The sequence below is a fragment of the Rheinheimera baltica DSM 14885 genome, assembly GCF_000425345.1.
Classification (GTDB): Bacteria; Pseudomonadota; Gammaproteobacteria; order Enterobacterales; family Alteromonadaceae; genus Alishewanella; species Alishewanella baltica.
The window spans coordinates 30,134-54,168 of record NZ_AUDG01000013.1 but is presented as its reverse complement, the minus strand read 5'-3'; the positions used below and the strand labels follow the sequence as shown (position 1 = coordinate 54,168).

At 46.8% G+C, this 24,035-nt stretch carries 20 protein-coding genes; 16 read left to right on the top strand and 4 right to left on the bottom strand.

The window, feature by feature from the left end; all coding sequences use genetic code 11:
- Positions 1-131 precede the first annotated feature (131 nt).
- The 10 genes from H595_RS0106860 to glmU all read left to right on the top strand — a co-directional run bounded on the left by H595_RS0106860 (position 132) and on the right by glmU (position 8,579).
- Complete coding sequence (locus H595_RS0106860) at positions 132-512, top strand: ATP synthase subunit I (RefSeq protein ID WP_027670548.1); 381 nt, start codon at positions 132-134, stop codon at positions 510-512.
- 14 nt (positions 513-526) lie between these two features.
- Complete coding sequence (atpB, locus tag H595_RS0106855; RefSeq protein ID WP_027670547.1) at positions 527-1,387, top strand: F0F1 ATP synthase subunit A; 861 nt, start codon at positions 527-529, stop codon at positions 1,385-1,387.
- Between the two features lie 42 nt (positions 1,388-1,429).
- Positions 1,430-1,663, top strand: coding sequence for a F0F1 ATP synthase subunit C (gene atpE / locus H595_RS0106850; protein WP_010376881.1), 234 nt, complete (start codon positions 1,430-1,432; stop codon positions 1,661-1,663).
- Positions 1,664-1,712: 49 nt separating this feature from the next.
- Complete coding sequence (gene atpF, locus H595_RS0106845; protein ID WP_027670546.1) at positions 1,713-2,183, top strand: F0F1 ATP synthase subunit B; 471 nt, start codon at positions 1,713-1,715, stop codon at positions 2,181-2,183.
- A gap of 11 nt (positions 2,184-2,194) precedes the next feature.
- Positions 2,195-2,728: a F0F1 ATP synthase subunit delta gene (atpH, locus tag H595_RS0106840; RefSeq protein WP_027670545.1), complete on the top strand. Its 534-nt coding sequence runs from the start codon at positions 2,195-2,197 to the stop codon at positions 2,726-2,728.
- 14 nt (positions 2,729-2,742) lie between these two features.
- A complete protein-coding gene (gene atpA, locus H595_RS0106835; protein WP_027670544.1) occupies positions 2,743-4,284 on the top strand; it encodes a F0F1 ATP synthase subunit alpha in 1,542 nt (513 codons plus the stop codon).
- Between the two features lie 53 nt (positions 4,285-4,337).
- Positions 4,338-5,201: a F0F1 ATP synthase subunit gamma gene (gene atpG / locus H595_RS0106830; protein ID WP_027670543.1), complete on the top strand. Its 864-nt coding sequence runs from the start codon at positions 4,338-4,340 to the stop codon at positions 5,199-5,201.
- Positions 5,202-5,234: 33 nt separating this feature from the next.
- Positions 5,235-6,620 carry a F0F1 ATP synthase subunit beta gene (gene atpD / locus H595_RS0106825; RefSeq protein ID WP_027670542.1) on the top strand — a complete coding sequence of 462 codons (1,386 nt, stop codon included), beginning with the start codon at positions 5,235-5,237 and terminating at the stop codon, positions 6,618-6,620.
- Between the two features lie 22 nt (positions 6,621-6,642).
- Positions 6,643-7,059, top strand: coding sequence for a F0F1 ATP synthase subunit epsilon (locus H595_RS0106820; protein ID WP_027670541.1), 417 nt, complete (start codon positions 6,643-6,645; stop codon positions 7,057-7,059).
- Between the two features lie 155 nt (positions 7,060-7,214).
- Positions 7,215-8,579, top strand: coding sequence for a bifunctional UDP-N-acetylglucosamine diphosphorylase/glucosamine-1-phosphate N-acetyltransferase GlmU (glmU, locus tag H595_RS0106815; RefSeq protein ID WP_027670540.1), 1,365 nt, complete (start codon positions 7,215-7,217; stop codon positions 8,577-8,579).
- A gap of 242 nt (positions 8,580-8,821) precedes the next feature.
- Here glmU and H595_RS0106810 read toward each other — a convergent pair whose 3' ends face one another.
- Together H595_RS0106810 and H595_RS21765 are read right to left on the bottom strand one after the other, a co-directional pair.
- Positions 8,822-9,961, bottom strand: a complete 1,140-nt coding sequence (locus H595_RS0106810) for a dicarboxylate/amino acid:cation symporter (protein ID WP_027670539.1) — start codon at positions 9,959-9,961, stop codon at positions 8,822-8,824.
- Positions 9,962-10,095: 134 nt separating this feature from the next.
- Entirely contained in the window at positions 10,096-12,945 is a 2,850-nt protein-coding gene (locus tag H595_RS21765; protein WP_240474840.1) for a bifunctional diguanylate cyclase/phosphodiesterase, read from the bottom strand.
- Positions 12,946-13,109: 164 nt separating this feature from the next.
- Between H595_RS21765 and H595_RS0106800 the strand changes: the two genes are divergently transcribed.
- Positions 13,110-13,667, top strand: a complete 558-nt coding sequence (locus H595_RS0106800; protein ID WP_027670538.1) for a YceB family lipoprotein — start codon at positions 13,110-13,112, stop codon at positions 13,665-13,667.
- Here the strand turns inward: H595_RS0106800 and H595_RS21760 are convergent.
- A complete protein-coding gene (locus H595_RS21760) occupies positions 13,664-15,442 on the bottom strand; it encodes a flavodoxin domain-containing protein (protein ID WP_051219764.1) in 1,779 nt (592 codons plus the stop codon). The genes H595_RS0106800 and H595_RS21760 overlap by 4 nt on opposite strands.
- Before the next feature lie 258 nt (positions 15,443-15,700).
- Here H595_RS21760 and H595_RS0106790 point away from each other — a divergent pair, with 258 nt between their 5' ends.
- Together H595_RS0106790 and glmS are read left to right on the top strand one after the other, a co-directional pair.
- A complete protein-coding gene (locus tag H595_RS0106790) occupies positions 15,701-16,468 on the top strand; it encodes a DeoR/GlpR family DNA-binding transcription regulator (protein ID WP_027670537.1) in 768 nt (255 codons plus the stop codon).
- A gap of 53 nt (positions 16,469-16,521) precedes the next feature.
- Entirely contained in the window at positions 16,522-18,351 is a 1,830-nt protein-coding gene (glmS, locus tag H595_RS0106785; protein ID WP_027670536.1) for a glutamine--fructose-6-phosphate transaminase (isomerizing), read from the top strand.
- Between the two features lie 252 nt (positions 18,352-18,603).
- Here the strand turns inward: glmS and H595_RS0106780 are convergent, their stop codons facing one another.
- Positions 18,604-19,068 (bottom strand): antitoxin Xre/MbcA/ParS toxin-binding domain-containing protein, encoded by a 465-nt coding sequence (locus tag H595_RS0106780; protein WP_156885934.1) that lies wholly within the window; start codon positions 19,066-19,068, stop codon positions 18,604-18,606.
- A 407-nt stretch (positions 19,069-19,475) separates the two neighbouring features.
- Between H595_RS0106780 and H595_RS0106775 the strand changes: the two genes are divergently transcribed.
- The 3 genes from H595_RS0106775 to H595_RS0106765 are packed head-to-tail and all read left to right on the top strand — an operon-like array spanning position 19,476 to position 24,035.
- Entirely contained in the window at positions 19,476-20,306 is an 831-nt protein-coding gene (locus tag H595_RS0106775) for a heteromeric transposase endonuclease subunit TnsA (protein WP_027670534.1), read from the top strand.
- Positions 20,290-22,371, top strand: coding sequence for a Mu transposase C-terminal domain-containing protein (locus tag H595_RS0106770; RefSeq protein ID WP_027670533.1), 2,082 nt, complete (start codon positions 20,290-20,292; stop codon positions 22,369-22,371). The genes H595_RS0106775 and H595_RS0106770 overlap by 17 nt, the downstream gene beginning before the upstream one ends.
- Positions 22,371-24,035, top strand: coding sequence for an AAA family ATPase (locus H595_RS0106765; protein ID WP_027670532.1), 1,665 nt, complete (start codon positions 22,371-22,373; stop codon positions 24,033-24,035). The genes H595_RS0106770 and H595_RS0106765 overlap by 1 nt, the downstream gene beginning before the upstream one ends.

The following is a 24,035-nucleotide window of genomic DNA, read 5'->3' as shown; positions in this document are numbered from 1 at the left end:
GCACCAAAATGTACCAGATATCTGTACTGTGATAGTGCTTACGCCGCTTTTTGTTGCAAATTGAAGGCAAATAAGTATACTTTCGCAAGTTTTTTATACCCCCTTCACGGGTTATTTCAGGGGGACTTACAGTGACTGATAAAAGTGCGGCTTTGGCGCGCAAATCAGCCTACAAGTTGGTGTTATGTCAACTTGCAGTAGCCGGCGTTATAACACTGGCTTTTTTTTTAGCTGCCGATGCAGCCGCAGCAAAGTCAGCCTTTAAAGGCGGCCTAGCTGCTGTAATACCGAATTGTGTGTTTGTGTTTTTCGCGTTTCGTTTTAGCGCACTAGATGACGCAAACGCTGTTTTGGCGGCCTTTATGCGGGGGCAGTCATTAAAGTTAATTTTAACCGCTGTGCTTTTAGCAATGGTATTTAGTCAGCAACAACTGGTTCCTGAAGTCTTTTTAACCGGTTTTTTGCTGACACTGCTAACACAATGGTCAGCACCAGTTTTTTTTAAACATTAACAATGGGATGAAACATGGCTGCAGGTGAAGAGTTAACCCTCTCTAGTCATATTCAGCACCACCTTACTAACGCAAAAATGTGCACCGTTGATGGTAGCGTTGCATTTAATAAAGCGTGTAGTGAGGTCGGGTTCTGGACATGGCATATCGATACGTTAGCGTGGTCTATTGGCCTTGGTTTGTTGTTTCTGTGGGTATTCCGCAGCGCAGCAAAAAAAGCCACAACCGGCGTTCCGGGGAAATTTCAGTGTTTTATTGAAATGGTAGTAGAGCTTGTTGCTACTAACGTTAAGGACACTTACCACGGTTCAAGTAAGTTAATCGCACCACTGGCACTGACCATCTTTGTCTGGGTGTTCCTGATGAACTTGATGGATTTAATCCCGGTAGACTTCCTGCCTGCGTTTGCTGGTTTTGTTGGTGAACAAGCCCTGGGTATGGATTCGCATGATGTGTACATGAAAATTGTACCTACTACCGATGTCAACTTGACTGCTGCGCTGGCTATTGGCGTGTTTATTTTGATGATCGGGTATTCGATTCGTATCAAAGGCGTAATGGGTTTTATTAAAGAACTTACCCTGCACCCATTTAGCACCAAAAACGTACCGCTACAAATAGTGTTAATTCCAGCGAACCTATTGTTGGAAACGATTGCTCTAGTCGCTAAGCCTTTTTCACTGGCACTGCGTCTATTCGGTAACCTGTATGCTGGCGAAATGATCTTTATTCTGATTGGTGCCATTGGTTTAGCTCAGCTACCACTGCACTTTGTCTGGGCGGTATTCCATATTCTGGTTATCGTGTTGCAGGCATTTGTATTTATGATGCTGACCATTGTTTACTTAAGCATGGCCAGTTCAGATAACCATTAATTTTTACTTTAACTTTAACTTTAAAAACTCTGGAGATAAAAAATGGAAATTGCAGTAGCTATTAAATTAATCGCAGTTGCTTTGTTAATCGGTTTCGGTGCTATCGGTACTGCACTGGGTTTCGGTAACATGGGTGGTAAGTTCCTTGAAGCATGTGCGCGTCAACCAGAACTGGCGCCATCACTGCAAGTTAAAATGTTCATCTTGGCAGGTCTTATCGACGCCGTTGCGATGATTGGCGTTGGTATCGCCATGTACATGTTGTTCGCACTGTAATCGAAGATTTGTGTTAATCCGAACAACTGTTAACTAAGGAGGAGCGGTCGTGACTTTAAACGCCACTCTGTTAGGCGAATTAATCGCATTTGCGGTGTTCGTACTGTTCTGTATGAAATTTGTATGGCCGCCGCTGATCAATGCGATTGAAGCGCGCCAGAAAAAAATTGCTGATGGTTTAGCAGCCTCTGATCGTGCGGAAAAAGACCTGGCATTAGCCCAGGACAAAGCCAAAGATCAGTTAAAAGACGCTAAAGCACAAGCAGCCGACATTATTGACCAAGCGAAAAAACGCGAAGCCAAAATGTTGGATGAAGCGGTGCACAAAGCCAATGCGGAACGTGAAAATATTCTGGCTATTGGCCGGGCAGAATTAGAAGCGGAACGTAACCGTTTACGCGAAGAGCTGCGCAAGCAAGTTGCTGCATTAGCAGTAGCCGGCGCAGAGAAAATTCTGCAACGTTCTATTGATGAAGCTGCTCACAGCGACATTCTGGAAAAACTGGTTCAAGAACTGTAAGAGGATGAGCTATGTCTGATTTGACTAATATTGCTCGTCCTTACGCCAAAGCGTCTTTTGATTTTGCGGTTGAGCAAAATGCACTAGACGCCTGGCTACAGATGTTGGCCTTTGCTGCTGAAGTAGCAAAGAACGACCAGGTTGGTGCTTATTTAGGCGCCAACGGCGCTGCTGACAAGCAGGCCGGTCTGTTTATTCAGGTATGTGGTGAGCAACTCAATGAGCACGGCCAGAACTTTATAAAAGTGATGGCAGAAAATCATCGCTTGTTGGCGTTGCCCGAGGTGTTAGCTGCGTTTGTTGCGCTTAAAGCTGAGTATGAAAAAGAAATCGACGTGTCTGTGGTTTCTGCTACCAAGCTTTCTAAAGCACAACAAGACAAGCTAGCCACGGCATTATCGCAACGTTTGGCACGCAAAGTTAAATTAAACTGTAGCGAAGATCCTGCAGTGGTTGGCGGTATGCTAATCAAAGCAGGTGACATGGTTATTGATGGCTCGATCCGCGGTAAGTTGGATCGTTTAGCAACTGCGCTGCAGTCATAATTGGGGAACAGAGAATGCAACTGAATTCCACTGAAATATCAGAACTGATCAAGAGTCGTATTGCTCAGTTCGAAGTGGTCAGTGAAGCTCGTAACGAAGGTACTATCGTTCAGGTAACTGACGGTATTATTCGTATCAACGGTCTTGCAGATTGTATGCAGGGTGAGATGATTGAGCTTCCTGGCAACCGCTATGCTATCGCGCTTAACTTAGAGCGCAACTCAGTTGGTGCTGTAGTTATGGGCCCGTATGCGGACTTAACCGAAGGCACTAAAGTAAAAAGCACCGGCCGTATTTTAGAAGTGCCGGTTGGTCCTGCGTTATTAGGCCGTGTAGTTAACACCTTAGGTGCACCTATCGACGGTAAAGGTCCAATTGATGCTGCCGGTTTTGAACCAGTAGAGAAAATTGCACCAGGCGTTATCGAGCGTCAATCGGTAGATCAGCCAATGCAGACTGGCTATAAGTCAGTAGATGCGATGATCCCTATCGGCCGTGGTCAGCGTGAATTGCTGATCGGTGACCGTCAGACCGGTAAAACGGCACTGGCTATCGATGCGATTATCAACCAGAAAGGCACTGGCGTTAAGTGTGTTTATGTTGCAGTAGGCCAAAAGGCTTCTACCATTGCTAACGTAGTACGTAAGCTGGAAGAGCACGGCGCACTGGCACACACTATCGTGGTTGTAGCTTCTGCTTCAGAAGCGGCTGCGCTGCAGTTCTTAGCACCATACTCTGGCTGTACCATGGGCGAATACTTCCGTGACCGCGGTGAAGATGCGCTGATCGTATACGATGATTTGTCTAAGCAAGCTGTAGCTTACCGTCAAATCTCGTTACTGTTGCGTCGTCCACCAGGCCGTGAAGCTTATCCAGGTGACGTATTCTATCTTCACTCACGTTTGCTGGAACGCGCATCACGCGTAAACGCAGACTATGTAGAAAAGTACACCAACGGTGAAGTAAAAGGCAAAACCGGTTCTTTAACCGCATTGCCAATTATTGAAACTCAAGCGGGTGACGTTTCTGCATTCGTACCAACTAACGTAATTTCGATTACTGATGGTCAGATCTTCTTAGAAACTGACTTATTCAACGCCGGTATCCGTCCTGCGGTGAACGCTGGTATTTCGGTATCACGGGTTGGTGGTGCGGCACAAACTAAGATCATCAAGAAATTAGGTGGTGGTATTCGTCTGGCATTAGCTCAGTACTCAGAACTTGCGGCATTTGCCCAGTTTGCGTCTGACCTTGACGAAGCGACCCGCGCACAGTTAGAGCACGGCCAAAAGGTTACTGAACTGATGAAACAGTTACAGTACAGCCCGATGTCTGTAGCCGATATGGGCGTGTCTATTTTCGCTATCGAAAAAGGCTTTATGAAAGATGTCGACGTGGCAAAAATCCTGGATTTTGAAGCGGGTTTGATTGCTTTCATGCGAGCTGAACACGCTGAGCTGATGGCTGATATCGATAAAACCGGTAACTACAACGACCAAATCGAGTCTACGTTCAAAGCTGCTATTGATAAATTCAAGGCAACGCAGACCTGGTAATCAATGCGGGTGGCGATGCCACCCCATTCGTTGAATGAAACGGAGATACAGTCATGGCCGGTGGTAAAGAGATAAAAAGTAAGATCGGGAGTATTAACAATACTCGCAAGATCACCAGTGCTATGGAAAAAGTTGCGGTCAGCAAAATGCGCAAAGCGCAAGACCGTGTAGCTGCAACACGCCCATACGCTGAAGGTATGCGCAAAGTGATCGGTAACGTTGCTAATGGCAGCCTGGAATACCGCCATCCGTATTTAGCGGATCGTGAGGTTAAACGGGTTGGTTATATTATCATTTCTACTGATCGTGGACTTTGCGGTGGCCTGAATACCAACGAGTTTAAGAAAGTTGCCCTTTCGCTGAAAAGCTGGAAAGACAAAGGCGTTGATGCCCAGTTTGCCGTTATCGGTAATAAGGCTACAACGTTCTTTAAGCGTTTCGGTGGTAAGGTAGTTGCGCAACAGGCGGGTTCAGGTGACGTACCACGTTTGGCTGATGTGCTTGGTTCGGTAAAAGTGATGCTTAACGCATTTAACGAAGGCCGGATTGACCGCTTGTTTCTGGTGTACAACAAGTTTGTAAACACCATGAAACAAGAGCCAGTGATCGATCAACTCTTACCTTTGCCAAAAGCAGAAATTGAGCAAAAAGCACATAACTGGGATTACCTGTACGAGCCGGACCCACAACCTATCATCGATATGTTGTTAGACCGTTTCGTCGAATCGCAAGTTTATCAGGGCGTGGTAGAAAATTCTGCCAGCGAGCACGCGGCGCGGATGGTAGCTATGAAGGCTGCAACCGACAACGCCGGTAACCTGATGGACGACCTGAAGCTTGTTTATAACAAAGCACGTCAGGCCGCGATTACCCAGGAGCTTAGCGAAATCGTCGCAGGTGCGGCAGCTGTAGGCTAAGGTAAACAGTTTTGAGAAATTTGAGGAAACATCATGAGTCAAGGTAAGGTCGTCCAAATCATTGGCGCCGTTGTGGATATCGATTTTCCACAAGATGCGGTACCTGGTATCTATGACGCGTTAAACGTGACTGACGGTGATCTGGCTGGTTTAGTGCTGGAAGTGCAGCAGCAGCTGGGTGGCGGTACAGTGCGTACTATCGCGTTAGGTACAACAGACGGTTTACGTCGCGGCGCTGCCGTGTCTAACACCGGTAAAGCAATTCACGTTCCGGTGGGTAAAGCCACGCTGGGCCGTATTATGAACGTATTAGGCGAGCCAATCGACGAAGCAGGCCCTATCGGTGAAGAAGAGCGTATGCCTATTCACCGTGCCGCGCCAAGCTACGAAGATCAAGCGGCATCTAACGCGTTGTTAGAAACTGGTATTAAAGTTATCGACCTGGTATGCCCGTTCGCTAAAGGCGGTAAAGTAGGTCTGTTCGGTGGTGCCGGTGTAGGTAAAACCGTAAACATGATGGAACTGATCCGTAACATCGCGATCGAGCACAGCGGTTACTCAGTATTCGCCGGTGTTGGTGAGCGTACTCGTGAAGGTAACGATTTCTACCACGAGATGAAAGACTCTAACGTACTGGATAAAGTATCGTTAGTTTACGGTCAGATGAACGAGCCACCAGGTAACCGTTTACGCGTAGCGTTAACCGGCTTAACCATGGCAGAAAAATTCCGTGACGAAGGTCGTGACGTACTGTTTTTCGTAGATAACATCTACCGTTACACGCTGGCCGGTACTGAAGTGTCTGCACTTTTAGGCCGTATGCCATCAGCGGTAGGTTACCAGCCAACGCTGGCGGAAGAGATGGGTGCTCTACAAGAGCGTATCACTTCTACTAAAACAGGTTCTATTACGTCTATCCAGGCCGTATACGTACCTGCGGATGACTTAACTGACCCGTCACCAGCAACCACGTTCTCGCACTTAGACGCGACCGTAGTACTTAGCCGTAACATCGCATCATTGGGTATTTACCCGGCGATCGATCCACTGGATTCAACGTCTCGTCAGTTAGATCCGCTGGTAATCGGTAAAGAGCACTATGAAGTAGCGCGTGGTGTGCAATCTGTACTGCAGCGTTACAAAGAGCTGAAAGACATTATCGCGATTTTGGGTATGGACGAACTGTCTGATGAAGACCGTACAACCGTATACCGTGCGCGTAAAATTCAGCGCTTCCTGTCACAGCCTTTCTTCGTAGCTGAAGTATTTACCGGTTCACCTGGTAAGTACGTACCGCTGAAAGAAACTATCCGTGGCTTTAAAGGCATCTTGGAAGGTGAGTTCGACCATATGCCAGAACAAGCGTTCTACATGGTTGGTTCTATCGACGAAGCGATCGAAAAAGCGAAGAAACTGTAAGTTCAGGCTTTAGGAGAGCGAGATGGCGATGACAGTGCAACTGGATGTAGTAAGTGCCGAAGAAAAAATCTTCTCCGGCCTTGTCGAATCCGTGCAGGTCACAGGCAGTGAGGGCGAGTTAGGTATTTTACCTTTCCACGCCCCGTTACTGACCACCCTGAAACCTGGCATGGTCCGTATCGTGAAACAATTTGGCGAAGAACACGTGATATACGTAGCCGGTGGTGTACTTGAAGTACAACCCGATACCATCACTGTACTGGCCGATGTCGCGGTACGCGGCGAAGACTTAGACGAGCAAGCGGCTTTAGACGCACAAAAACGTGCCGAAGAAGCGATGCAGCACGCTGGCGCAGACTTCAACTATGCTGAAGCTGCCGCGCAACTGGCCGAGGCCATTGCACAGCTGCGCATTATTCAGAAAATGCGTAAAAAATAAGTTCGGGTTCCGAAGTTTAAAAAGCCACCTTAGGGTGGCTTTTTTGTTGGCTGTCCCCACCGTTAAGGAAAACTTCACCCTGATCCTGTAATCTGCTGCGATATCTATTAGAATATCGGCACTAGCGATAAGACGCATTATTACAAGGATTTTTTATGGCATTAAATGTAGTTATTCTGGCTGCCGGTAAAGGCACGCGGATGAAATCAGACTTACCAAAGGTATTGCACAAAGTGGCTGAGCGGCCGATGGTGCAGCATGTCATTGATACTGCCAGAGCGCTAGGTTCAGACAAGCCACAACTGGTGTATGGCTATGGTGCAGAGGCATTGCAAGCGGCTATGGGTGAGCAACCCTTGCATTGGGTATTACAGGCAGAGCAGTTGGGCACCGGCCATGCCGTAGCACAGGCAGAACCAAATATTGCTGATGACGATACCGTACTGGTGTTATATGGTGATGTACCGCTTACTCGTTTGGACACCTTACAGCAATTATTAGCGGTAAAACCAGATAACGGCTTGGCCATTTTAACCGTTAATCTGGCAAACCCAACCGGCTATGGCCGTATTATGCGTGAAAACGGCAAAGTTACCGGCATTGTTGAGCAAAAAGACGCTAACCCTGAACAGCTGCTTATTAACGAAGTGAACAGCGGTATTATGGCATTGCCCGGTAAACAGCTAAAGGCATGGCTCAGCCGCTTGTCTAACAGCAATGCTCAGGGCGAGTACTACTTAACTGACGTTATTGCCATGGCGCACAGTGAAGGTGTAGAAATTACCACCGCCCAGCCGCAAAATCCAATGGAAGTAGAAGGTGCTAATAACCGCTTACAATTAGCGGCGTTAGAGCGTGCGTATCAGCAGCGCAAAGCCGAAGAACTGATGCTGGCTGGCGCTAATTTACGCGACCCGGCGCGTATCGATGTACGCGGCACGGTTGAGGTGGGTAACGATGTAATGATCGATATCAACGTGATATTTGAAGGTAAGGTTGTGCTGGGCAAAGGCGTTACCATAGGTGCCAACTGTATTTTAAAAGACTGCGTAATTGGCGATAACAGCGAAATTAAACCCAACAGCATGATTGAAAAAGCCAGCGTTGGCGCGGATTGTTCTGTTGGGCCTTATGCTCGTCTGCGGCCGGACAGCGTGATGCTGGACGACAGCCATGTTGGTAACTTTGTCGAGATGAAAAAAACCACCCTGGGTAAAGGTTCAAAAGCGAACCATCTTACCTATCTGGGCGATGCGGTTATCGGCAGCAAAGTGAATGTAGGTGCCGGTACTATTACCTGTAACTACGATGGTGCGAATAAGTTTGTCACCACCATTAAAGATGGCGCCTTTATTGGCTCTAATAGCTCTTTGGTCGCTCCGGTAACGGTTGGCGTTAATGCTACTGTCGGTGCCGGTTCAGTATTGACCCGTGATGCCGCCGATGGCGAGCTGGTGGTGGCCCGTGCGAAACCGCGGCATATTGCCGATTGGCAACGGCCGGTAAAAATTAAAAAGTGAGTTAAAAAACAGCCCGCATTTGCGGGCTGTTTTATTATTGTCCAGACGGCGTAAGCTCCGGTTGCAATTCCCGCTTTGGCTCGTCACAGCAACTAGCTTGGGCTTCCTGCCCAAGCCCTTTCAGGCCAGCGAAGCTGTTCAAATTCGTTCCTGACGAATTTGTCGCCCTATTGCCTACGGCAGGGCTCAGACACTCTGTGACGCCCAAATCGGGATTCCAACCTACACTATCAGTGTGAAACTCATTCAGCTTTGTCTACAAGCACCGCTATAGCACCGTCGCCAGTTACATTACAGGCAGTACCGAAGCTGTCTTGTGCCATGTACAGCGCAATCATCAGTGCGATAGCCGCTTCGCCAAAGCCTAACATAGAACCAAGTAAACCTACTGCTGACATCACGGCACCACCCGGTACACCCGGTGCAGCCAGCATTACAACACCCAGCATAAAAATAAATGGTAACACCGTTAATAATGACGGCATTTCCAGGCCATTAACCATAGTGACCACAGCCATAGCACAGGTAACAATAGTGATGGTTGACCCAGATAAGTGAATAGTTGCACACAGCGGTACGGTAAAGTTAGCCACATCCGGTTTTACGCCATTGGCTTTGGTCGCTTGTAACGAAACCGGAATGGTCGCTGCGCTTGACATGGTACCCAGCGCAGTAAAATAGGCTGGCATCATGTTTTTAATCAGTGCAAAAGGCGATTTTCCGGCCTTGATACCGGCAATAGTGTACAGCGTGATGATCCAGCACCAATGCATAGCAACGGCCAGCACCAAAACGATACCAAAAGTTTTAAGTGTGCCAAACACGGTGCCCGCTGCTGCCATTTGGGCAAATTCACCGGCGATATACAGAGGTAATAGTGGAATAATCACTTTTTCCAGCATTAACTGGATAACATCGCGGCCTTGATCAGATAACTGTTTTAATTGCTGCGCTTGTGTCGCCGCTATACCCAAACCAAAGATAAAGGCTAATACCAGTGCCGTCATTACACTGATGGCTGGTGGAATATCCATTTCAATAAAGGGAGCTAAATGCGCAACGTTGGCGGGTGCGGCGGCACTATTCGCTTGAGTGAGCATAGGCACTACAACACTGGCAACCAAAAACGCCAGCGTACCGGCAGTTACTGTCGATAAATAGGCTAAACCCAGAGTACGACTAAGCAACTTGCCAGAATTACGGGGTAAAGCCGCAATACCGCTAGTGATAAAGAATAAGATAAGCAGTGGCACTGTAAAAAACAGCAGTTCGCCAAACAGGCCTTTAAAGGTAATTAACAGCTGTGTAACCCAATGTGGCGCATATAAACCACACAGCATACCCAGCACAATGCCGGCAATAAGTTTAAGGATCAAGGACATGGTCGTTTCTCATTATGTTGTATAGGTTCCCGTGAACGCGCTCGAGCATATCACAACTTAATCGGTGTGACTGCTTCACAGTGACTGTGCTTTACTGGTCGGTTGTGTTTCACGTGGAGCACTTAAAACTCACTTTATGACAACGGAGATGGTTTTCCAAATAAATAACCTTGAAAAAAATCACATTCTAAAGCAACAAGCGCCTCATACTGTTCCTGTTCTTCTACGCCCTCAGCCACTACTTTAAGGGACAGTGCTTTTGCCATTGCTACAATGGTTTTAACAATAGCGTAATCGGTTTCTTGTGTTAAAAATTCCCGCACAAAGGATTGGTCAATTTTAAGTACATTCATTGGAAGCTTTTGTAAATAATAGAGCGATGAATAACCAGTTCCAAAGTCGTCTAGAGAAAAAGTGATACCTAGTTGGCTAAGGGCCGTTAATTTTTGTCGCGTATTTTCCAGATCATCATTGAGCATACTTTCTGTAATTTCTAACTCCAGCAGCGAGGGATCAATGCCACTATTAACGACAATCGTACTGACCAATTCCGCAAAGTCTGTGCGGGTTAATTGACGCTGGCTAACATTAACGGCAATTGAAAGCGACTCTCCCTGAGCACTAAACTTAGCAATTTGCTCGCAAGCTTGTTCCAATACCCAACTACCTATATCGATAATAAGGCCGGTACTTTCTGCCAGCGGAATAAAACTATCTGGGCTAATTAAACCGAACTCAGGGTGCTGCCACCTTATAAGGGCTTCATAACCAACAACATGGCCTAACGTATTTACTTTGGGCTGATAATAAACATGGAATTGTTCATTAGCCAAACCTTGTTTTAACCCCTGCTCCATTTTTTGGCGCTGTTTTAGCTTTTGTTGCATTTGAGGTTCAAAGAAAAAAAGTTGATTGCGACCACTTTCTTTTGAATGATACATAGCAAGATCTGCTGACGACATTAACTCGTCTACTCCGTTACTACTGTCATTAAATAACGCAATACCAATACTGGCAGTAATATTGTATTGGTGATTTTTCAGCATATAAGGCTGTCTAATTTGCTCAAGTACCTTGTTGCCAAGAATTTGTGCGTCCAAAGCCGCGGCTGTTTGGTCGGTTGTTTGTAGTTTAGCGAGTAAAATAAACTCATCACCGCCGGGGCGGGCCAGGATATCCGTAGTTCTAATTGTCAGTTGAAGTCTGTCGGCAAGTTGACGTAATAGTTCATCACCAAACGAGTGACCCAAGCTGTCGTTTAGGCGTTTAAAATGATCCAGATCGATAAAAAATAACGCTGCAAACTGGCCATTACGCTGACTTTCAGATTGTGTATCAACAATTTTGTCCAATAATAAACGGCGATTCGGTAAATGCGTGAGTGGATCGTAAAACGCTAAACGGTGAATACGTTGTTGATCTGCCTTGGCCTTACTAATGTCATTAAAACTGGCGATATAATGTGTAACTTGCCCTTCATTATCTTTCAGGGCATTAATAATGACATGCTCTGGAAAAACCTCGCCATTTTTCCGTCTATTGTAAATTTCACCACTCCACACATCGTACTCTTTAAGCGCTCCCCACAGTCGCTGGTAAAACAATTTGTCGTGTAAGCCAGAACTCAGCCTGGAAGGGTTTTGTCCTACAATTTCAGCTTCACTGTAACCGGTAATGTCAGTAAAAGCGGGGTTAACCCGAATAATACGTTGCTCAGCATCGGTAATCATAATGGCTTCACGAGTATGAAACGCCAAAGCGTTTAATTGCTCCGAGGCATGTAAATTTTTTTGCGCAGTAATATCGCGAACAGACAAAATAAAGCGCTGTAAAGAAGCTGTATTGGGTTTAATGGCAGCAATTATCTGAAACCAAATTGGCGCTGCGGCATTCGCGTCGTTTAACGCACATTGATAAGCGTCTGAACAGCCTTTTCTTTGCGCGGCTTGATTCATTGCTTTTAACATGGTTTCAGCAATATTTTGTGGTAATACGTCCTTGGTGTTACTGCCGATAAAGTGCGTTGATGCGATACTCATATTACTGTCTGGGCGGGAATGTACTCTATGCAATACACCATTTTGGTCAACATCGAGCAGAATATCGGGTGTTGCTGATAGGGTTGCGGCTAATTCTGCTTTAGAACGAACGAGTTGTAAGTAAGGGGCCGCTAATGTTTCATAAACGAGAGCTCGATATAAAAATAAGTAAGAAACAAGCTTTAATAGGTGGCCAATAATATTATAAATATCACTTAGTTGGTTATATAACGTAAAACATAGCTCGCTAAGTATCGTTGTAACCACAGCAGCGAGCAGTGCCGGAGCGTGAAATGCTCTTTGAAAATGACGATATAAAATAATTAGGTAAATCGTAACTGCACTAATAAAAATGACACTGTATTCAGTGACAATCTTAAACTGAGTTAGCCCCATACCTTCAATATAAGTGCGTGGTATCGCTTCGGGGTGTAAGATAAACCAGTAATGGCAAGCTAAAACCAGCGTTATCGCTGCTGCTAGCATGGCATAATACTGCTTTAAGCCTGTACGTTTATCTGCCAGCGGTAAAACAACAAAACACAGTGTTGTAGCACCTAACAGCCGCGCAACAAGCCAAAAGTTAATGGCTTTTTCCGCTGTATTTTCATTAAAATATGGTGGCATGCCTTTATAAGACAGTAAGTGTGCTAAATCGAGCCAAAAAATAGCGAAAAACGCGCATGCGACTACTGCACTACGAAGTGTCATTTTTACCAGCGCTTGTTCTCGAATAACGGCAAACGTCATCCCCGCAAGCACAACTGCAATCACTTCCAATATGGTATGCAGAGGTAAGTAAATGCTATAGGGTATCTCTGGTAACACCACGTTCAACAACGAAGGCATTGACGTGATGCCAAGCATAACCAGTAAAATCAATAAGGTTACTTTTATTGGCCGCGCTTTAAGTGATATACGTTGAGGTTGGTTTGGTTTAGGCAAACGACGCTACCATGTTAAATGAGAAACTGCTAATGCAAGAATACGTACTTTACAAGTTTATTCAAGCATGAGTTTATACAGATTAGCGAAAGAAATGGTATAACAGAGCACAGATAAAACATGTTTTTGCCCTTGCCTTTAGGGCAATAATTTTTGGGGATATTATGAGATTCATCCTGTATATTTTTGTGTTGTTGCTAGCCGGTTGCAGCCAATTGCAACAAATGTCTACTTACTCGGTATCAGAGGCGGATCTTGAGCAACTGTTGCGCCAGCAAATACCAAGCTTAACGCGTCAGGCTAATGTGGCTGGCATTCCGCTAAATATGAAAGTGGATACAATGCAAGTTGATATTGGCCCGGACAATTCAGACCGCGTGCGTGTTAATACGGGGGCAACGGCAACCTTGTCGTTATTTGGTTTAAGTTATCCGGCCACCATGCAGCTGAACGTTGAAGGCGTACCTTATTATGACGGCGCTGAAAAAGCCGTTTACCTGCGCTCGGTTAAGTTACTGGGTTCGACTATTGAAGCGGCAGGCTACCGCGGTAACCTGGCGCCGGTAAGCAATGAATTGCTGGCGCTGGTAAATGGTTTTCTGGCGAATAATCCGGTTTACCGGCTAGACACCTCCAACCCTACGGTAAAATTACTTACCGCGGTGCCTATAAATATGGCAGTACAAAGTGGCCGCATAAGCTTTGCACCGGGTAATAACTAGTACAGATCTCGCCGGTAACGCCCCTGTTGTTGTAACCGGCTAAGCGCGGCATCTCCCATAATGTTGGTGAGCACCTGATGTACAGCGCTGCCCATACCTTGCAGGCTGCCGCAAACATAGATAGCGGCGCCGCTGGCCAACCATTGTTTTACCTGCTCACGTTTTGCTGCCAGTGCGTGTTGTACATAATACTTGTTTGCGTGCGCTTGTGAGAACGCCAGATCGCATTGCGGTATAAAACCTTGCTGCTGCCAATGGCGAATATCTTTAGCAAAGAAAAAGTCGCTGTCTGGGTGGCGCTCACCAAATATCAGCCAGTTTTGCCGCTGCCCCCGTTTAACCCGTTGTGCCAATAAGGCGCGTAGTCCGGCAATACCCGTACCGCTGGCGATAAGGATTAACGGTATGTCGTCTGGGGGTAAATGAAATGGTGTATGCTCACGCAGCCGCACTTGTATTAACTGTTGCTCTATTGACCACGCCGTAAGCCAGCCTGAACCTATACCCAAGGTGTCGTCGGGCTTTTTCACTTGGCGTACCAGCAGCACGGCAGGGCCTTCTTCAGGCAACGACGCGATAGAATAACTTCGCAGTGGCAGCGTTGGCTGTTGCGCCAGCCAACGTTCTACCGGCACCCCTTCAGGTGGCGGCAAGACGTTGTCCAGCTGTAACTCAGCTAGCGCCCAGCATAGCGGCATATGTTGGCTTTTGTATTGTACTGCCTGACACCCGTTGATCTGGTGTTGCGTTAACCATAACGCCACGTTGCACTTACTGTTTTCTGGCTGAATATCGACAATATCACCGGCTTGCCATTGGCTCCCCCTAGGCAGCTGTAACTTTACAATGAAACACGGCAAGCCTTTACTGGCTGGGTTGGCAATGTAACGGCTTTCTAAGCGCGCTTGCTGCCAGATTGGTTGCATTTGCGGGGCCTGTGTTTTGGTAAAGCCAGTTAACAGCTGTTGCCATTGTGTCATTACCGGCGCTTGCTGCTTTGCCGTGTCTAGCTCTAGAAGTGGATGCAACGGTTTAGCATCACGCTGTTGTAACCAGGTATGTAGCCAGCGACCAAAAGCACAAAACTGCTGATAGCGGCTGTCTCCTAAAGCTAATACGGCAAATTGCAACTGATGCAGTGAATGCTGCCACTGCTGCGCCAGTTGATAAAACTGATTGGCATTATCTGGTGGCTCACCGTCACCGTAAGTACTGACGACAAATAGTGCCCGCTGGAAACTATTGAGTTGAAGTTGGTTAATTTGGTTTAGCTCTGCCAGGGTAACCGCAAAGCCCGCTTGCTGTAGTTGGGCTGCATTATGTTGTGCTAGCTGTTGCGCCACGCCTGATTGGCTGGCATACCCCACCAACCAATGCGGTGCGGTATTAACCGTTTTTGCGCTAGCTTGGCGTGTTTTTACTGCCCAGTAGTGCTTTAGCAATAATCCGGCGAAAGCCAGTTGCGTATTTAACCAAAGTACCTGCGCAGCGAAAGATGAAAAGGGAGCCTGCGGCAGATAAAATAGGCCAAGCAGTGTGAGTAAAAGTGCAAGAAATAAAAACTGTTCCAGCCAGGCCCAGCCGGTTATTTTTGCTGGTGGCGAGGCCAAAGGTAAGCGACATAGGCTGGCAACAACAATAATGCTATACAGGCCGTAAAGCAGAACTACAGACCGTAAATTGTCTGCTGTTGTTGAGTACGCATAGTATAAAGGCAATAGCAGCAAGGCCAGCAAATGCCATTTTTCCAACAGATATTGCCAGCGTTGAAACATAAATAACCTGAGAAAAAAACAGGGGTGGCAAAACCCACCCCCTAACGTGCAAGACAAGTAAAACAACGACCAGGAGACCCATCCGTGGCCTGGTAAAGCATTTAATCCGTTAACGCGACAAACTATAATACGAATAATTATCAAATGCAAATGGTTATCATTAACTTTATTGCGTTACTCGCCAGCCATAAAATTGCGACTTGCAAAATTATTAATTCAGCTTAAAATATCTTTCACTTCGAAACTTAATCGAAAGATATGAATAAACGAAATACCCAACAACGGCGCCATCTCATTGTTAGCCAACTGCAACAGCAAGGCGAGCTATCGGTTGAGCAGCTGGCAGAACAGTTTCAAACGTCGGAAGTAACTATTCGTAAGGACTTGACGGTGCTGGAACAAGCCGGTTTGTTATTGCGCCGTTATGGTGGTGCGGTGCCGGTACCGCAAGACTTTGTAAGTGATTCAAGTTTAGCAAAGGTTTCGAAACGAAAGTTGGCAATTGCCAAAGCAGCAGCCAGTCTGATTAAAGATCATTATCGCATTATTATTGATAGCGGCCGCACTACGGCGGCATTGTTACCTGAACTGGCTGCAAAACGTGGCTTAGTGGTAATGACCAATTCGTTGGGAATAGCCAATGCGCTGCGCGAGTTGGAAAACGAACCCACCCTGCTGATGACTGGCGGAACCTGGGACCCGCAGTCAGAGGCATTTCAAGGCCAGTTAGCGGAACAGATGCTACGCAACTATGATTTTGATCAGCTGTTTATTGGCGCAGACGGTATCGATTTAGCGCGTGGTACCACCACGTACAACGAGTTATACAGCTTAAGCCGGGTAATGGCCGACGTAGCGCGCGAAGTCATTGTTATGTTGGAGTCTGACAAGTTGGGCCGCAAAATACACAACTTAGAATTGTCCTGGTCAATGATCAAAGTATTAGTCACCGACGAAGGCTTGCCTGCCGCCGATGCGGCATTAATAGAACAACAAGGCGTAAGGGTAATCCGCGTAGCCGGTTAACCGCTGCGGCCTTTGCATAAATACAACGAATTAACGGTTTTTGGAGAAACAATATGTGTGGAATAGTTGGCGCGGTAGCGCAACGTGATGTGGTAGATATTCTGGTTGAAGGTCTGCGCCGCTTGGAATACCGCGGCTATGACTCTGCCGGTGTTGCGGTTGTGACGCAAAGCGGTGAGTTAACCCGCTTACGCCGTTTGGGAAAGGTAAAAGAGCTGGCCGATGCCGTTGCTGAAAAGCCGGTAACAGGTGGCACCGGTATTGCCCACACCCGTTGGGCCACACACGGCGAGCCCAGCGAGCGCAATGCTCACCCGCATGTTTCCAGCAATATTACCGTAGTGCACAACGGCATTATTGAAAACCACAGCCCGCTTCGCGATGCCTTAAAAGCTAAAGGTTATGTGTTTACCTCTGACACCGACACCGAAGTTATCGCGCACTTAGTGGAAGAAGAACTTAAAACTGCCGGTAGTTTGCTGGCGGCAGTTCAAAAATCGGTTAAGCAATTGCATGGCGCTTATGGCACCGTGCTTATGGACAAAACCGACGCCAGCCGCGTGGTAGTTGCCCGTTCAGGCAGCCCGTTGGTTATTGGCCTGGGTATTGGTGAAAACTTTATTGCCTCAGATCAGCTGGCATTGTTGCCGGTTACCCGTCGGTTTATGTTTCTTGAAGAAGGCGACGTGGCAGAAATTACCCGTCACAGCGTAAGCATTTTTGATAGCAATGGTAATGCTGTCGAGCGCGAAGTACACGAGTCTAACGTAAGTTACGACGCTGGCGACAAAGGCCAGTACCGCCACTTTATGCTAAAAGAAATTTACGAGCAGCCAGCCGCAATCAATAACACCCTTGAAGGCCGTTTAAGCAGCGATTCCGTGTTAGACGAAACCTTTGGCAACGGTGCAGCAGAGCTATTTAAACAAGTTAAGCATGTGCAAATTGTGGCCTGTGGTACCAGTTATCACTCGGGCATGGTGGCGCGCTACTGGTTAGAATCGTTAGGCGGCATTTCCTGTAACGTTGAAATTGCTTCTGAATTTCGCTACCGCAAATCGTTCGTGCAGCCAAATAGTTTATTGGTAAGCATTTCGCAATCTGGCGAAACGGCCGATACCTTAGCCGCATTGCGCTTAGCCAAAGAAGCCGGTTATGTGGGCAGTTTAACCATTTGTAACGTAGCGGGTTCATCACTGGTGCGTGAATCGGACTTAGCTTTTATGACCCGCGCCGGCGCCGAAATTGGTGTAGCCTCTACCAAAGCCTTTACCACGCAATTAGTGGGCTTAGCCATGTTAACGCTGGCGATTGGCAAATATAACGGCTTAACCGCGGTACAACAGCACGAGTTAACCGCAGCGCTGAAAAGCTTACCGGGTAAACTGGAACAAGCCTTAACGCTGGCGCCACAAATTGAAGCCTTAGCCGAGGAATTTGCCGACAAGCACCATGCGTTGTTTTTAGGCCGTGGCGATCAGTACCCTATCGCCATGGAAGGCGCGTTAAAGCTTAAAGAAATCTCGTACATTCATGCCGAAGCCTACGCCGCAGGCGAGTTAAAGCACGGCCCGCTGGCGCTGATTGACGCGCAAATGCCGATTATCGTGGTAGCGCCTAACAACGACCTGTTAGAAAAGCTGAAATCAAACGTCGAAGAAGTGCGCGCCCGTGGCGGTATTTTATACGTATTCGCCGACGCCGATGCCAAGTTCCAGTCTGACGACACCATGCGGGTAATCAACGTACCGCACGTCGCCGACATCCTGGCACCCATCGTCTACACCCTGCCGTTGCAGTTACTCAGCTACTACGTCGCCATTATCAAAGGCACCGACGTAGACCAGCCACGTAATTTGGCGAAGTCAGTAACAGTCGAATAAACCGTTAGCTTTACCGTAAATAAATGTGGGAGAGTAATAAAGTTTCATACTAAGTAATAAAGTATCATACTGAGTAATAAAGTATCATACTGAAATTAATTAGAAGGCCAGCATTTTTGCTGGCTTTTTTCTTTTGAGTCGGGAACGGTTTGGAATGAGAAAGGAAGAAGGTGCGATGTAATGTGTTTTTACACAGTAAAATTAACAAGCGATAGTTAATAATGTTGAGAATCAGAAATTACAGAATTATAGTTAATCAAAGTTTCCGTAGCGCATAGCTTGGAGCTGCCTCTTTATCAGTTCTTGTCCCTCTTGGCTGCTCATCAGTTCCAAAGGTGAAGCGCCATCAAACGCAGGGAGGTGCTGATTGATCCATTGATTTACCATACAATCATTCCAACCAAAAAACTCTCTTAACTCGGCCCACAGTTTTGTAAGACTGTAGAGCGCTTCAGTCTGGTGCTTAGAAAGCCGTTTACGATGGAAAAGTTTTGAAAAATTCGTAGGATTTGATCCTATTGCACGCATTACCAGGCTTCTGGGAATATACTTGATTATGGTGGGTAAGACGTCACCTCCTACACCTTGCGCTAGCAAAGCAATTAGCATTCGCGGGCTAACCGTACTATCCATTTGCTTCGTATCTTCAACTCGGGAAATGAACAGTTGTGTCAATATTGAGCTATCCAGCTCTAGTGGTTCTTTTATTGCTGCCAAATCTGTCACCTCGATTTTGAAAACGATATAGGCGTTCTCCTGGTATTATAAATAAGTATTCAGGCCGCTTATTTTTTCGCTTAAGGCGGTAGGAATATAATGCCTGAGTAGCTATCCCTGCTTTCAGTGTTCGGTTAGCAATCGTATTTAGATACCCGAGGTTTATCAATCATGGTCGCTCAGACAAGCTTCGTCCTTCGACGCTTCGGTAAATGCGTCTGGTCTGGGACTTACCACTTCTATTTGGATCTGCGTTAATTTTGGCTCTTAGCTCTTCACCAAATTATGGAATCAAATTTTTGCCCAAAAAACGGTAAACGGAGTTTAAGTGTAGTCTAAGTAATAAAGTTGCATACTGATATCGCTCTGACTATGATGAAAATTCAATCGGACAGGGCAGTTTCGTTATGGCTCAGAAGAAAAAAGGATTCACGGAAGCACAGTTTGCGAACTGGATCAAAGCGGGTCGTGGCAGTGGAGAGCATGCGAGCTATCAGCCATGGCTAAAAGTATCTGATTTCCCTTCCCTTGGCCGTGTTCATCGTGTTTTTGGCCATAAGTCTCAGCGTACCCATCATTTGTTGTCCGATTTAGAGCTATCGGTTTTCTTGTTGCTGGAATGGCATCGTGAGGTAACGCAGATCCGCGAGCAATTTCCGCTTGAACGTGAATTGACTCGTCGTCTGGCCAGCGAGGCCATGATGAATCATTCCCGCTTTGCAGGGATTGATCAGTATTTATCTTCAGATTTTCTGGTTGATTCAACCAACGAGCAAGAGCCGCGCTTTGTGCTGCAAGCAAAGTATAAAGAGGCTCTCGATGATGCCAGGACAGTCGAAAAGTTGGAACTGGAGCGACGCTATTGGCAGGAGAAAGGACTGCCCTGGTATGTGATAACCGAAGCTGATATACCGGCAGCCGTGGCAAAGAACATCTCGTGGCTTTATCCATCACAGCGTAATCAGCAGGAAGATGTTGAGCTGACAATGCAGCAAATTGAGTTATATGCTCATCACTTTGCAAAACGACCAAACCAAACATTGTTAGCTACTTGCAAGGAGCTGGATGCAGCATACGACTTGCCTCTTGGCGAGTCGCTATATGAAGTCCGAAGCTTACTGGCCAAGCGATATTTTACCTTCGACATATTTATCCCTGTGATAAAGCTGAAAGCAAAAGATGTCCAAGTGGGAAGTCTCAACTGTATTCGGGAGGCTTACCGTGTTTCGAATCAATGAGGTTCTGCGGTTTGATGCTCAATGTTATCGGGTATTACAATTGCTGGGTGACTACCTGGTGTGGATAAATATTGATGAAATCGCAGCGTTTCCAGAGCTTGCTTTGGTTTCTGAGCTGCAGGATGGCATTGAGCAAGAGCTACTGGAGCGTACCGATGATCCTTATAAGGCCCTTGCATTCGAATCGCCAGCGGAAGGTAGTACAGCCAGAACGAAGCGTGATAGTAATTATAATCTAATCAAGCCATTGATTGACTTACCTGATTTTTATAGCCCAAAAAGCCGTGGCCGAGTTGTTGAAGACATCATACGCACTTGCAGTACCACTAAGCAGACTGTATATCGCTTAGCTAGGCGTTATTGGCAACGAGGGCAGACACCAAATGCCTTGTTGCCAGACTACAAAAATTCGGGGGCTAAAGGTCAGCGACGACTTGCGGGTGATAAGAAACTTGGTCGGCCTCGTCAGCATCAAAGTGGTGTTGGTGCAAAGATAGATGAGTTTACTGAGCGTTTGTTTCGTATTGCCATCGATAGGTACCTGTTGAAAGATAAAGGGCATTCCTTTCCTTATGCTCATCGCCGCTTTGAGAGCCTTTATCTCAATCACTTTCCGGATACCCCGCAACAAGAGCTACCTAGCAATTGGCAAATGTTGCACTTTTACAAGCGGGATTACCAGCAGGTAGAAGCGCTAAAAAAGAAAGTGCCGGCAACTATCTACAATAAAGATATCCGACCTTTACACAGTACCGCCAACAGTCAGGTGCTTGGACCAGGCTCCCGCTACGAAATAGATGCCACCATTGCGGATATCTATCTGGTGTCCGATAGTGAGCGGGGCAACATTGTTGGCCGTCCTGTGGTGTATATGGTGATTGATGTATTTAGCCGGATGATAGCTGGTTTTTACATCGGCTTTGAAAATGCTTCCTACGCCTCTGCCATCCAGGCCTTGTATATGGCTGTTACTGATAAAGTGACCTACTGCAAGAAGCTTGGTTTTGACATTGCCTCAGAAGATTGGCCCAGTGTAGGTTTACCAGATGCTATCCTGGCAGACCGTGGTGAGCTGCTCGGCCACCAGATAGAAAGTCTTGAAAATAACTTTGCTATTCGAATTGAAAATACCCCACCTTATCGAGGTGATGCAAAAGGGATAGTAGAGCGTACTTTTCGCACGGTACAGGCGTCCTTTGGCCCTTTTGTTCCGGGCTACGTGACGGGCAACCGGGTGAGAAAAAGTGGTGGCAATGATTATCGGTTGGATGCCAAGCTTTCTGTAATGGATTTTGCTCAGATTATCCTGTCAGCCGTGCTTTACCATAATCAGTATGCAGTGCTGGAAAAGTACGATCGTGATGCCGATATGCCGGCAGACTTACCGCTTACCCCAATCCATCTTTGGAACTGGGGTCTTCAGCATCGAACTGGGCGTTTACACCAGGCGGATCCTACAGCATTACGTATTGCATTATTACCAAGAGAAAAAGCAACTTTATCAGAGCATGGTGTCTGTTTATTTGGCCTTTATTACTCATCACCCAAAATGCTGCAGCTGGGGTGGACGCATCGCGGCAGACAGGTGAAGCGCCCTGTCAGTCTCGAGGCAGCTTACGACCCATTAGTTGCCGATCAAATATACCTGTTCTTTGAGAAAGGCAGTAATCAACACTGGGTTTGTAACCTTACCGATAAGTCCAGAGAATTCCGGGGAGCGTCCTTCTGGGATGTGTGGCAGGTGCGGCAAGAGCAAAAGAAAACAACTGCAGCAGCTAAAGTCCATTCAAAAGCACATAAACGCCGGCATGAGGAGTTTGTTCTGGAAAAAATTCGTGCGGCTGAAAAAGCAGCTCCGGATACCAGCAACATACCCAAGGCCGAGCGGATCCGAGCCATCAACGAGAACAAGCGAACCGAAAAGGCCAGAGAACGCGCCGAAAAAGCTCAGCGCCCAGTTTTGGATAAACAGCAGCCTTCAGCTCAGGTCATTCCGTTTAGTGGAAATGAATCTGCCCTTGATTATCCGGATTACATTGAAGAACTGTTTGGAGACGACGACTGATGCCATTACCTGATCATTACGTCGAGGCGGTTTACATGGATCCTGGGCTGGAACGCTATCGCGGGAATCCCCTAATTGAAGCCCTTCCACCAATCATGGATTTAAAAGCGTTAAAAGCAAAGTTAACGGGAAAGGTTGAATTCAATCCGCAGGATTGCTTTGAAAAGGGGCATATTCGGGCTCACCAAATCAGCGCCCTACTGGATGATTTTTTTCAGCCGCTGGCGATGCACAAGCAGCTGGAAGAAAAGGTATCAATCATGGTCCGCGCTGGTTATGTTGGACGAAACCTTGCTGACGGCTCGATTAACAAGCTGATGCAAGAAAGTTATGAGCGTATCATGGCTGGGGAGAATAACTCTTCACGGTTCATTCAGTCGAACTCAACTGCCAAGAGCTTGTCTTTGATAGGGTGCTCTGGCAGTGGTAAAAGCACTACCATAAACCGTATTCTAGCCACCTATCCACCAGTCATTTATCACTCGAAATACAATTTTATCCAGTTACCTTACCTTAGAATGGAGTGTCCGTCCGATGGTTCGTTGAAGAGTTTGTGCCTGAACTTTTTTCGCGAAGTCGACCGAACTCTTCATACTGGGTACGAAGAAAAATATGCCCGCAAACGCCACAGCACAGAGGTATTGCTGTCATTGATGGGGCAAGTGGCTACCCAGCGGGCTATCGGTGTCTTGGTCATCGATGAGATCCAGCGATTGACGTTAAAGCGCTCCATCAGTAAGGAAGCAATGTTAGAGTTTTTTGTAGCCTTGGTTAATGTGATTGGGGTGCCTGTAGTCTTGGTTGGTACGCCCAAAGCCCGGCCAATTTTTGAAATAGAATTGCAGTCAGCCAGGCGAAGCGCTGGTTTTGGCTCATTATTCTGGGATCCAATGCACTGCGGGCCTGTTGGCACAGATCCACGTACCGGCAAAGTTAGGAAGACCGAATGGGTAGCATTTACCGATAAGCTGTGGCAATACCAGTGGCTGACAAAGCGAGACGAGCTGCTAAGTGATGAGGTGCGAGAATGCTGGTTTGACCTATCGCAGGGAGTTCTAGATATTGTCGTCAAGCTCTTCGTTCTGGCCCAAATGCGTGCGATATCCACCGGCTTAGAAAGAATTACAGTAAAATTATTGCGTACCATTTACGAGCAGGAGTTAAAACCTGTCCATCCAATGCTGGATGCTTTGCGCCGTAATGATCCAGACTTGATAAACAAATACTCCGATCTGCAGCTACCCTCTATCGACAAGCGTTTGCTTGAACTAAAAGCCCTAATAGATAGACAGCAAAACACAAAAGAAGCGAAGTCACCTTTTATTGGTAATGAAAAAGCGCTGCGGCTTTATACTATGCTACAGGCGATGGGCTGCGACTCAGGCTTGCTGCAGCCTTTGGTTGAAAAGGTGTTTAAAGATCATCCAAACCTATCGTTACCAGAGCTCAGCCGAGTTTTACTGGACTGGTATGCAAGCGCACTGACGCTGATAAAGGCGCCCAGTTCAACAACAGAAAAGATCAAACAACAAGCCTGGCATACGCTGCCAACTGATGATCTACGATTTAAATTTTCGCAAGCAGACAAGGGAAAGCTTTATCAACAGTTTAAGTACGGCAAAGAGTTATTCGACATTCCCAGCTGGCTACAACGAGTGGGTTAA

Bases quoted from the DNA above. Each gene is read 5' to 3' on its own strand.
- atpB (WP_027670547.1), top strand. From the start codon at position 527: ATGGCTGCAGGTGAAGAGTTAACCCTCTCTAGTCATATTCAGCACCAC.
- atpE (WP_010376881.1), top strand. From the start codon at position 1,430: ATGGAAATTGCAGTAGCTATTAAATTAATCGCAGTTGCTTTGTTAATC.
- atpH (WP_027670545.1), top strand. From the start codon at position 2,195: ATGTCTGATTTGACTAATATTGCTCGTCCTTACGCCAAAGCGTCTTTT.
- atpA (WP_027670544.1), top strand. From the start codon at position 2,743: ATGCAACTGAATTCCACTGAAATATCAGAACTGATCAAGAGTCGTATT.
- atpG (WP_027670543.1), top strand. From the start codon at position 4,338: ATGGCCGGTGGTAAAGAGATAAAAAGTAAGATCGGGAGTATTAACAAT.
- atpD (WP_027670542.1), top strand. From the start codon at position 5,235: ATGAGTCAAGGTAAGGTCGTCCAAATCATTGGCGCCGTTGTGGATATC.
- H595_RS0106820 (WP_027670541.1), top strand. From the start codon at position 6,643: ATGGCGATGACAGTGCAACTGGATGTAGTAAGTGCCGAAGAAAAAATC.
- glmU (WP_027670540.1), top strand. From the start codon at position 7,215: ATGGCATTAAATGTAGTTATTCTGGCTGCCGGTAAAGGCACGCGGATG.
- H595_RS0106810 (WP_027670539.1), bottom strand. From the start codon at position 9,961: ATGTCCTTGATCCTTAAACTTATTGCCGGCATTGTGCTGGGTATGCTG.
- H595_RS0106800 (WP_027670538.1), top strand. From the start codon at position 13,110: ATGAGATTCATCCTGTATATTTTTGTGTTGTTGCTAGCCGGTTGCAGC.
- H595_RS21760 (WP_051219764.1), bottom strand. From the start codon at position 15,442: ATGTTTCAACGCTGGCAATATCTGTTGGAAAAATGGCATTTGCTGGCC.
- H595_RS0106790 (WP_027670537.1), top strand. From the start codon at position 15,701: ATGAATAAACGAAATACCCAACAACGGCGCCATCTCATTGTTAGCCAA.
- glmS (WP_027670536.1), top strand. From the start codon at position 16,522: ATGTGTGGAATAGTTGGCGCGGTAGCGCAACGTGATGTGGTAGATATT.
- H595_RS0106775 (WP_027670534.1), top strand. From the start codon at position 19,476: ATGGCTCAGAAGAAAAAAGGATTCACGGAAGCACAGTTTGCGAACTGG.
- H595_RS0106765 (WP_027670532.1), top strand. From the start codon at position 22,371: ATGCCATTACCTGATCATTACGTCGAGGCGGTTTACATGGATCCTGGG.